Source organism: Photobacterium sp. HL06 (assembly GCF_059552575.1).
The window spans coordinates 1468049-1479374 of record NZ_CM183914.1 but is presented as its reverse complement, the minus strand read 5'-3'; the positions used below and the strand labels follow the sequence as shown (position 1 = coordinate 1479374).

The following is an 11326-nucleotide window of genomic DNA, read 5'->3' as shown; positions in this document are numbered from 1 at the left end:
AATGAGGTAACAGGTTTACAGCAAAAAGCTGAAATGATTTAGATAGGAAATATCAAGGCTCAGTAATAATACTGCAATTAGGTAAGAAAAAGCTGATTTTGGCTTTCAATGTTAGAGTTTTCACTGTTGGGTTCCTTCAATATGCTCCTGCTCTACTTCTTGGCAGGTCCGCGCTATTAATGCCCTTCTACTGACGATAGATTCGCCAGTACCTACGGCACGTTGTGACACAATCAGCTCGAATTCATCACAACGATATGTCTCAGTACAACGACCCCCTGAGATTGCGCAGAAAAGTAACACATTGTTGGTGTGGATGCCAACTGTTATTTCACTATGCTTCTTGTTATAGATGGCAGCTAATATCGTGTTTGTTAGTCCCTTCTATATAACCCCTTAGCATCAAGCCAATCTCCCACAGTTCCCGTTAGTTGGTGAATCTTTGTGACCGCACCTATAGATATAAATTAGCTTTCATAACAGAACATGAAGCAGTTCAAAATTCATACAACAGAGTTATGTTAGGTTTACCAGACAGAATCAAAGATTTATTTCGACTATGTCTCGGCAATGGTGATCTTTATGGACAATCGTTTTCTGTCAAAAAACATGGTATCGGCTTGCATAGGCCATCTCCACCCCTGAGGTAAACATCACGCTGACAGTCTGTACAGCATGACCTACTTCATCTCCCCGGCTAAACTCAACTTCCACCTCAATATCACGGTACCTGATCCAGGTTAGCTCCCGCTTTCTCTTTCATTTATTAGGTTATTACTTTGGGCGTAGCTCTCTGTGCGTACGCCTGCAATAAACAATGATGAGGAAATAATATGGAAATTATTCTGGGTATTGCTGCCCTATTAGCAGCCTTGGGTTTGTTTTCTGTCTTTAGCTTTAAAGCGCCAAATGGCAGCGCAGCCATGAGCGGTCTGGCGGACGCCGCAATCGCAACATTTCTGGTCGAAGCTATCCATAAATATGTGATGGGAAACCTGCTTGGCATCGAGTATCTCGCTGATTTCGGCAACATGGTCGGTGGGATGGGCGGCGTCGCGGCTGCGACGTTAGTGATGCTGCGAATGGGCGTACAACCCGTATTCGCCATCGTCACAGGTTTAGCGATGGCCAATCTCGGGATCCTCGAAGGTTTTATCGCCGGCTACCTGTTCTCTTTCGCAACGCCACTGTTTAAGAAATATTTACCCGAAGGCGTCGATGTCATTGTCGGTGTCTTGACCTTAGCACCGCTAGCAAGGCTGCTTGGTATTTTCATCAGCCCAGGACTAGATATGCTGATGGGCACCCTGGCCAATATGATCACGGAAGCAACATTGCTATCACCGCTTGCAATGGGCTTTTTGCTTGGCGGATTAATCAAGATGGTCTGTACGTCCCCGTTGAGTTCGATGGCATTGACAGCCATGCTGGGGTTAACCGGCTTACCAATGGGTATTGCAGCCATTGCCTGTGTCGGTGGCTCGTTCACCAATGGTTATATTTTCCATACCCTCAAGCTCGGAAAATCCAGTAATACCATTAGTGTCATGCTTGAACCGCTGACCCAAGCACATATTGTCACCCGTAACCCTGTCCCTATCTTTATGTCGAACTTCCTCGGTGGTGCACTGGCAGGAACCATCGCCGCGTACTTTGGCATCGTCAATGACGCGCCAGGTAGTGCAGCTCCAATCCCAGGCCTACTCGCTTCCATCGCCTTCAACGATCCACTGACTTTATTTATGGCAGTGGTCGCTGCAGCCTTTGCCGGAATGGTCGGCGGTGTCATTGGTAACCAAGTTTACAAACGCCTGTTAGCTGAGCGTATTCCATTGCAACAGTTTGCAAATGGTTAAGTAACGATCAGTTAAGCAACGGGTACTAAGGCTTACCTTTCGGTAAGCCTTTGCTGTTACGTGATCAGCAAAGCAAAACAGTCACCCCAATCCATCCATTTCCCTAAGCCCTACGATTACCTGCTATAATTTCAACCAAATCAGAAATTGTTGCAAAAAGTACACTAATAATGCGAAACACCGACGACTTCCTTATTTTTTTTCACCTTATCGAACAGGGTTCTTTCAGCAAGGCCGCGGAGCAAGTTGGGCTGACAAAATCTGTTGTCAGCAAGCGTATTACCCGCCTTGAAGAAGAGCTCGGCGTTCAGCTGCTCTATCGAACAACCCGCAAGCTCACCCTGACCGAAGCGGGCGAAGTCTTCTTTAGCCATGCCCGAGAAGTTTACCTTTCAGTACAAAATGCCGAAGATGCCATGAGCGGCTTGGGAGAAAGCCTTTCCGGTACTATCCGTATTACGGTGCCGACGATTTCAGGTGAATTGATTTTGCCTCAAGCCATTGCCGAGTTCAGCGCAAAATACCCAGATATCAATATTCATATGGATCTGGATAATCGGTTTGTCGACATAGTTGAAGAAGGCTACGATCTTGCCATCCGCACTGGTGTATTGCCCGATTCCAGCTTCATCGCCCGCCGTCTCACTGATGCCCACTGGGTGATCTGTGGTGCCCCTTCCTACTTTGCCCGTTGTCAGGCACCAGAGTCTTACCAGGATCTTGCTGATCACAATTGCCTTGCCTACTCCTATCAAGAAACAGGGGCGACGGAATGGCTGTTTAAAGGGAAGTCCTCACCATTTACCGTCAAAGTTGCAGGGAACTTCAGTACCAATAATGCCTCTGCCCTAAGAAGCGCAGCCCTAATTGGCCAGGGGCTGGTCTATGTTCCTAAAGTGCTGGTCGCCGATGATCTGCAAGCGGGAAGGCTGGTTGAAGTCTTGCAGCACCAGGTTGCAAAGTGCCTGGGGATCTACGCCATCTATCCCTATACCCGCCATCAACCTGCCAAAATACGGCTGTTCATTGAGCATCTCTACCAATGTTACCGCCTCCATGAAGATAAATTTTAATACCTAAAAAAAGCGTGGCCAGTAATGGCCACGCTTTTCCTCACAACACGCAATTATATGTCAGTACTGACAACCCACTGTTAGATGAGAGTACTCATAACTGCTGCGCCAATACCATAAACCAGCATAGGCACTACCGTACGCTTGATAATAAAGCCTTCCTTATTAGCAATACCAAGGATCGTAGATACGGCAATGATGTTATTGATGCAGACCATATTACCCATCGCTCCGCCCACAGATTGCAGCGCCAGAATGGTCGTCTGCGGCAACCCGACATTAAGTGCAATGGTTTGTTGAATCGCACCAAATGTCAGGTTCGATACCGTCGCAGAGCCTGAGAAGAAAGCCCCCAACGCTCCCAGGTAAGCCGCCACATATTGCCAGCTCGTCCCCATCAAATCTGAAAACGCCTGACCCGTTGTCATGATGGGTGAGCTCTCACCACCCGTCATCATCAGCTTGACCATAATCAGCGCGCCAACAAGGGCAACAAATGGCATTTTTATACGACTTCCGGTTTCGACAAACATCTGCCTAACGACATTCGCTGGCAACTTAAACAACGGGATTGAGATCAGCACCACCAACAGGAATGGAATAAGCGCAGGTACATATAGTGTTTTATAGGCCCAGGACACATCTGTCCCTAGAATATGGCTCAGCTTGAAAATCAATGCCTGGCTGATACTGAAATCGCCCAATGGACCAAACGAAATGCTGAACATCTCCGTACTGTCAGTCAACATTGATTTGATGCCAAATTGCTTAATACGGGTAACAATCAAAATCACGATGAGCAAGATTGTCGGCGTCATCGCCTTGAAAACATCCCCCGCTGCAACGGCCGCCGTTACACTGTCACTATTGCTTGGCTGAGTTTTTACCAAACCAAAGCCACTTCTCGCAACAACGACTGACAGCACTAGGCCAATAGCACCGCCAACCAAAGCCGGGAATTCATAATTCCATTGTGCCAATAAGTAATAAGGCACAGTACATGACAAAGTACTAATCAGGACAAACAAGTAATTACGACGAATTTCGCTCCAGCTAACAATAAAGCGAAGTGCCATCGGAGGAATAATGAATGCGGCGATCAGGTGAATTAGCGCGGTGATCTTACCCGTTTCAAGCAATGTCACATCGTCCAGGCCCAGGTTTGAGAAACCGAACCATGTTGGCGTACCAACAGCACCAAATGAAACCGGCACTGAGTTCATCACCAATGCCAGCATAGCAACTTTTAATGGGTTGAAGCCAAGGCCGACAAGGATAGGTGCCGCAATGGCCGCCGGGGTACCAAACCCGGATGCACCTTCAATCATGAAAGCAAACGCCCAGCCAATGATCATCAGCTGTGCAACTTGGTTGCGGCTAATACCTTCAAGCCAACGGCGAATAACATCTTCGGCTCCCGATAGGTAAATCATTCGGTTGAGTAAAATCGCACCGGCAACAATTGAGATTGGTGTAACGGCCGACAGCATACCGGCAATAATATTGGCGCTAATTAAGGTAATATCGGTACCAAAGTAAAAGAGCTGTAGTGCGCCTACCATTAAAGCCGTAATAGGCAGTGCAATATGCGATGGTACACCATTTTTCTTTGTCATCATCCAAATAAGAATGACAATAGGTATTACCGATAAAAATAGGGACGTCATTAAAAATCTACTCCGTGTATTAAGACCCTGTTATTGCCATATTACATAGCATGTATATTGTAATTAGGGCCTTGCTATCAATTTGAGGTGTAACAACACGCTCATTAATTATTGTTGTTGGCTGACATGATTATTATTATGAAAAGACATTCTAATGAGGTTTTTAAATAATGCTACTCAAGACATTAGCAATAATTAGTAACATATTGACACAATTAAAAAACCAAACAGCATCAAGCACCTGACAAGTGGGAATTAAACTTTAAAAACAATAAGATAAGCAACAAGCACCCACTAGCAAGATTTAAACTATGCGAGTAAATGACACAATATGTTTCGTAAATAGTCTCTATTCAATATAGAGAACAACTACACCATCACTATCTCCCACATAAGGCCTATGCTCAGAACTTATAATATACGCACACATTATGAAATCACTAAAACACTCTTATCTCAGATAAAGGCAAGTAACAATGGAATTTAATGACACATAAGACAAGATATAAGTTGAAATTGCGACTTTAAAGCATAAAATACAGCACCAATAAAATAATTAGCAACCAGACAAAATATATTTTAACTTATCACAATCTTAAACAAAGAAATCAAGACAAATAAACAATTAGAGTAATTGACAGTTCAAGTAAAGCTGATAAAAACAGTATGAAGAGTGAAAGGTATTGAGGGATAACAATAAAAAAGAGCAAATTGGTCAACCCAACTTGCTCTTTTGAAGAACTAACTACATGTTAACTATTACAATTAGTGGTCTCTGCTCGTGCGTACCTGACTCACTTTATCAACCAGATATAAAATGGAACGATACTCGATGCCACTATGTTCAGATAGGCCAATCTCACAGGTACGACTATTTGAATACCCTTCATGGCAATTCTCAGGCACTTGTGCTTTCAGTGGTGACAATGCGGATTCATTCAGCTCTGGTGTTGTGAAACCTTTATCCCCGGCGAAACCACAACATTGAATATCCTCCGGAATAATTACCTGATTGGCACAGGCCTCGGTCACTTGCTGCATCACGCCAGCTAGACCTTTTCTCCTAGAGGTACAGGTAATATGTAACATCACAGGCGCCTCCTGAGGAGTGATATCTAAGCGAGGCATTACGAACTCCGCCACAAACTTAAACGGCTCATAGATGGTAATGTCGCTACGCAAGGTATCTTTGCTCAAACTGGCACAAGGGCTGGTATCCATAAGCACTGGTAAGGTCCCTTGTTCTGATGCCTCCCAAAGGGCCTCTTCAAGCTGCTTGGCCTTGCTATTCGCCGTATCAACGAAGCCTTTGCTCTTGTATGGCATACCACAGCACTGGCTATTCAAATCATTAGGAAGAACGACTTCATAGCCTGCTTTTGCCAGCAGCGAAATAGTGACTTCAGCAAGAGGCCGTGGATCCATCGCCTGCTTCTCAGTCCCCATGTTTCTTGAGGCGCAGCTAGGGAAATAAACAACTTTCTGCTTGGAAACCGAATGAATGACCATCGCACCTGGCTTTGGCATCTTACCTGCCGATCTTGGCATATGGGGAGTCCAAAGCGGGATCTTCTGACCTGATAGCTTATGCGCTGCTTTAGTCAGTGCCTGCATATTTTTGCTACCCAACATAGAGTGCATACCGTTTGCCGCACTCAACCCGACTCGGGTAACCGCCGTAATGCCATCGAAATTATCCGCCGTCCAACGTGCAATACTCTTAGCCATGCTTGAGTGATTCTCGCGAAGCTTGCGCATCAAATCGCCGGTATTGATCCCGACAGGACAACGCTCGGCACACAGCCCCGTCGCCGCGCAGGTATCAATGCCTTGGTACTGAAAAGATTTCTCCATTTCAGCTAACCGTGCCGGATCTTCATTGGTACGGCGTAATCGGCTAATTTCGCGATATATCGTATTACGCTGGCGAGGTGTTAACGAAAGATCACGTGAAGGGCAGACTGGCTCGCAGAACCCACACTCAATACACTTATCAATCAAGGTATCTGCTGCTGGCATTGCTTTGAGATCTTTGACATGTGCCTGGTGGTCATCATTTAAGATCACGCCAGGGTTCAAAATCCCTGTGCTATCAAAGATGCGCTTGATTTGTTGCATCAGGGCATAACCTTCGGCGCCCCACTCCAGCTCGACAAACGGGGCCATATTTCGCCCAGTACCATGCTCCGCTTTTAACGAGCCCTGGTAGTCAACCGCGACCAACTGGGCCACAGCATCCATAAAGGCACTGTAGCGCGCTACTTCTTCTTCGGTATCAAATGCCTGGGTAAATACAAAGTGCAGGTTACCGGCCAGCGCATGGCCAAAAATAATCGCTTCATGGTAGTTATATTTAATGAAGAGTTCCTGCAGTTCCCTAACGGCAGGTGCAAGCTGCTCGATAGGAAACGCAACATCTTCAATAATTACGGTTGTGCCCGTTTCACGAACAGCACCCACGGCGGGAAATAGCCCTTTACGGATCCCCCAAAGCTGGGCACACACTTTTGCATCGCGACTGAAAGCGACCTGCTCAATCGGAGAGAACCCATTGATAAGGGTCGTCAGTGACTCACTCTGCTTTGATAGTTCGTCATCATTTTCAGCATGGATCTCAACCAGTAACGCCGCCGCTTCTGCATTACCATTAGAGCCTAGTTTCGCTATAAAATCAGGCATACCAGGTTCATCCGCAACCGAAGCCAGAGCCCGGCTATCCATCAGCTCGACAGCCGCAACCTTAGTTTTGCCCAGTTCGCTAACGGCCAGACAGGTATTTTCTATATCTTTAAAAACAAACAGCCCCGATGCCTTGAAAGCGTGATCAATCACGGTGTTGTAGGTGATGTCAGCGATAAAACCAAGCGTCCCTTCTGAGCCGATCAGCAGGTGCTGCAAAATCTCAATAGGATCATCATAATCCACCAGCGAATTCAGGCTATAACCCGTGGTGTTTTTCAAGCGGTACTTATGTTTGATTTTGTCAGCGAGCTCAGGGTTGTCCTGGCAGTACTGGGCCAAATTAGATAAATCCGCAAGCAGCTCACTGTGGCTTTGTTTGAACGCCGCAACACTATCGGCATCAAGTGTATCGAGGATGGTCCCATCGGCCAGCACTACAGTCATCCCTGCCAAGGTCTTGTAGCTATTTTGTGCCGTTCCACAGCACATTCCTGATGCGTTGTTCGCGGCAATACCGCCAATCTTACAGGTATTTATCGAAGCCGGATCGGGGCCAATCTTACGGCCAAACGGAACAAGGAACTTATTGGCATCAGCCCCAATGACACCCGGTTGAAGCCAAATCTGTTTGCCTTCATTAAGGATCTTGTGATGGCGCCAATTCGTCGTCAGGGTAATAAGCACAGAATCAGACAATGCCTGCCCAGACAAACTCGTACCCGCCGCACGGAAGGTGACAGGGATATTCAGGCTGTAACACGACTTAATGGCGAAAACCACCTCATCTAAATTATCAAGCTGAAGGATCAGTTTGGGTACCAGGCGGTAGAAACTGGCGTCAGTCCCATACGCTAAGGTTAGGGTTGGATCAGTGATAATCCGCTTATCATCAATTTGACCCTGTAGTTGGTCAATGAGTGTCGTGTAGGGCTGCTGCATTGTGGCTCCGTGTGCTTCCATATGCTAAATGCATCTATTGTTATCAGTCGGACTTTTGCTTCGCTGTACGGTTTAGGCAAATATTGTAATAGCCTTATTTTATAGAGGGTGTTTTAGTAAATAAATAACCTTTAATTCACAAGTTCGTTGCAAAAAGTTTATCAATCGACTTTGCAGCGCGGCGCCAATTGTCAGAGGGTATCAAGCAAACCATTCGGCACTCTCTGCTAATACTAGCAGCATGCTATTTTTAGCTGATTGATCAAAGAGTGGGATAGCAGTTAGTTGAAGTGACTTGCAGTATTTCGGGGAAAGAATGGGCTAGTGAGGATGCTATCACCAAATTACAGGTATAAAAAAACCAGCATTAAGCTGGTCTAATAGCATTTCACCAAGATGAAATGGAGGCGCGTCCCGGAGTCGAACCGAGGTCCACGGATTTGCAATCCGCTGCATAGCCACTCTGCCAACGCGCCTTATTGTTATTGACCGTTAAGGGCTAAGCCTGTTCGGTATGGGCGCCATTGTACAGAATCAGTAGAGGCTGTCACGAAAAAAATGAGAAAGCGAAACCGTTCGCTCTAATTTCCACCAATGGTATCAAAACAACATCTAAATGATGCCTTTACTAACAGTAGGTAAACCTAACAGACCAACCAAGAATTAAAAAAGCGGCTTCAAAAGCCGCTTTTCTACATTCTTTTCACTCTCAATCAGATATCTTCTGAATTGAGCAAATCATCTTTTGCTGCTTTCAAATAAATATACATCGACCAATATGTCAGAACCATTGCTACATAAAGGGCAATATAGCCAACCCAGACTAACCATTCGGTTGGGTGCCATAACAGAACAAGCAGAGCGAACATTTGCGATCCGGTTTTCACCTTGCCAACCCAAGAGACTGCGACGCTCGAACGTTTGCCCAACTCTGCCATCCACTCACGCAAAGCAGAAATAATGATTTCACGGCCGATCATAGTCATGGCCGGAATAGTTACCCAAACTGAATGATAGTGTTCAACAACCAGCACCATGGCAGCAGCCACCATGACTTTGTCAGCAACAGGGTCAATGAATGCACCGAAGCGCGTTGTCTGATTGAGTTTACGGGCTAAATAGCCGTCGAACCAATCCGTAACGCCAGCGATAAAAAAGATAAGAGCAGTAGCAAACGGAGACCAGCTATAGGGTAAATAAAACGTGATCACAAAACATGGGATAAGCAATAGCCGGATGAAGCTCAGGATATTCGGAATCGTTAAACGCATAATTCTTAGTTCTTAGTTCTTATGATTGACTTCATTAGGGTGCCGCAAAGCTAGCTATGTTGCAATGCGTCATATATTTTTTCTGCTAAGGACTTACTGATCCCAGGGACCTTGGCAATGTCTTCTCTGCTTGCTCTTTTTAGTTCTTGTAGACCACCCATATACTTCAATAATGCCTGGCGGCGCTTCGGACCGATACCTTCAACATCTTCCAATGCACTACGTTTCCTGACCTTTGCTCGCTGAGCTCGGTGGCCACTGATAGCATGGTTATGACTTTCATCACGGATATGCTGGATCAAATGCAAAGCGGGAGAATCTGACGGCATCGAGAATTCTTCCCCGGTTACTAGAAGTAGGGTTTCCAACCCGGGTTTACGTGTCGTTCCCTTTGCAACGCCCACCAACATTGATCGCTTCGGCCACTCTTTCATCAGAGGATTGACTACATCATACGCTCTTGAGAGCTGACCTCTACCCCCATCAATAAAAATAATGTCAGGAATCTTATCTGGATCTAATTGTTTTCCATACCTTCTACCGAGCGCCTGCGCCATAGCGGCATAGTCATCACCTCCGGTGATTCCGGTAATATTGTAGCGTCGGTACTCCTGTTTCAAAGGCCCATCCTGATTAAACACCACGCACGACGCAACCGTTTTTTCCCCCATGGTATGGCTGATATCAAAACATTCCATACGCTCAAGGGTTGTAAGACTTAATGCTTTGGTCAATGCCGAAAAGCGCTGCTGAATCGTCATCTTATGATTCAGCTTACTGGTTAAGGCTGTACTGGCGTTAGTTTGCGCTAACTTCAGATAACGGGCCCGATTACCGCGGGACTGCGTCTTCAGCTCCACTTTACGGCCTGCCAGCTCAGTGAGCGTATCAGCAATCAAGGTTTTCTCTTCACCTAAGTCTGCTCCAAGAAGGATCACAGAAGGGATCACCCGGCCTTCTGCCTGGTTAAGATAGAACTGGCTGACAAAACTGGATAACACTTCTGTCAGTTCTGCATCATTGGGCATTTTGGGGAAATAACTACGGCTACCGAGGATCTTGCCCTGGCGAATATACAGTGCATGGATACAAGCCATTCCCCGCTCATGGGCAATGCCAATCACATCCATATCATCATCACTGTCATGGCTAACAAACTGTTGCTCCTGCACCCGGCGCAAGGCTTGAATTTGATCACGGTAGGTAGCCGCTTTTTCAAAAGCCAGCTGCTGGCTCGCCAGTTCCATTTTTTCAACCATCGAGGTGATGACCTGGCGATCTTTTCCCTGCAAGAACAGACGAACAAAATTCACCTGTTCTTTATAGTCTTCCTCACTCACCAGCCCCTTGACGCATGGGCCAAGACAGCGGCCAATTTGATACATCAGGCACGGGCGGCTTCGGTTTGCATAGACCGAGTCTTCACACTGGCGTACTGGAAATATTTTCTGCAATAAGTGAAGGCTTTCGCGCACAGCCCCTGAATCAGGGTAAGGACCAAAATATTCACCCTTGCGCTTTTTCGCACCCCGGTGAGTAGTCAGGCGGGGGTGGGCACTGGCACTGAGGAAAATATAAGGGTAAGACTTATCATCACGCAGTAAGACATTGTATTTAGGTAAATACAATTTGATGTAGTTATGCTCAAGGATCAGCGCTTCTGTCTCAGTGTGAGTCACGGTGACATCCACTTTACGAATATTCTTCACCAGGGCTCGGGTTTTCTCACCCGCGACATTGGTTCTGAAATAACTCGACAGGCGTTTTTTCAGATCTTTAGCTTTACCTACATAGATGACCTCATCAGCCTCGTCGTACATTCGGTATACGCCTGGCTG

At 46.2% G+C, this 11326-nt stretch carries 6 protein-coding genes and 1 tRNA gene; 2 read left to right on the top strand and 5 right to left on the bottom strand.

The genetic code is table 11. The annotated features are described in order from the left end of the window. Nucleotides 1–833 precede the first annotated feature (833 nt). Nucleotides 834–1856 carry a PTS sugar transporter subunit IIC gene (locus AC51G0_RS07015; RefSeq protein ID WP_496301341.1) on the top strand — a complete coding sequence of 341 codons (1023 nt, stop codon included), beginning with the start codon at nucleotides 834–836 and terminating at the stop codon, nucleotides 1854–1856. 170 nt (nucleotides 1857–2026) lie between these two features. Beyond that, entirely contained in the window at nucleotides 2027–2929 is a 903-nt protein-coding gene (locus AC51G0_RS07010) for a LysR family transcriptional regulator (RefSeq protein ID WP_496301340.1), read from the top strand. A gap of 80 nt (nucleotides 2930–3009) precedes the next feature. On the opposite strand, the gene AC51G0_RS07005 is transcribed toward AC51G0_RS07010, so the two are convergent. From AC51G0_RS07005 to uvrC, 5 genes are all read right to left on the bottom strand, one after another. Further along, nucleotides 3010–4596, bottom strand: coding sequence for an L-lactate permease (locus tag AC51G0_RS07005; RefSeq protein ID WP_496301338.1), 1587 nt, complete (start codon nucleotides 4594–4596; stop codon nucleotides 3010–3012). Nucleotides 4597–5361: 765 nt separating this feature from the next. After that, nucleotides 5362–8217 carry an FAD-binding and (Fe-S)-binding domain-containing protein gene (locus AC51G0_RS07000; protein ID WP_496301337.1) on the bottom strand — a complete coding sequence of 952 codons (2856 nt, stop codon included), beginning with the start codon at nucleotides 8215–8217 and terminating at the stop codon, nucleotides 5362–5364. Between the two features lie 402 nt (nucleotides 8218–8619). Continuing rightward, nucleotides 8620–8693, bottom strand: a tRNA-Cys gene (locus AC51G0_RS06995). Nucleotides 8694–8930: 237 nt separating this feature from the next. After that, nucleotides 8931–9488 carry a CDP-diacylglycerol--glycerol-3-phosphate 3-phosphatidyltransferase gene (pgsA, locus tag AC51G0_RS06990; RefSeq protein WP_496301336.1) on the bottom strand — a complete coding sequence of 186 codons (558 nt, stop codon included), beginning with the start codon at nucleotides 9486–9488 and terminating at the stop codon, nucleotides 8931–8933. A 50-nt stretch (nucleotides 9489–9538) separates the two neighbouring features. Further along, a complete protein-coding gene (uvrC, locus tag AC51G0_RS06985; protein ID WP_496301891.1) occupies nucleotides 9539–11308 on the bottom strand; it encodes an excinuclease ABC subunit UvrC in 1770 nt (589 codons plus the stop codon). Between the last annotated feature and the right edge of the window lie 18 nt (nucleotides 11309–11326).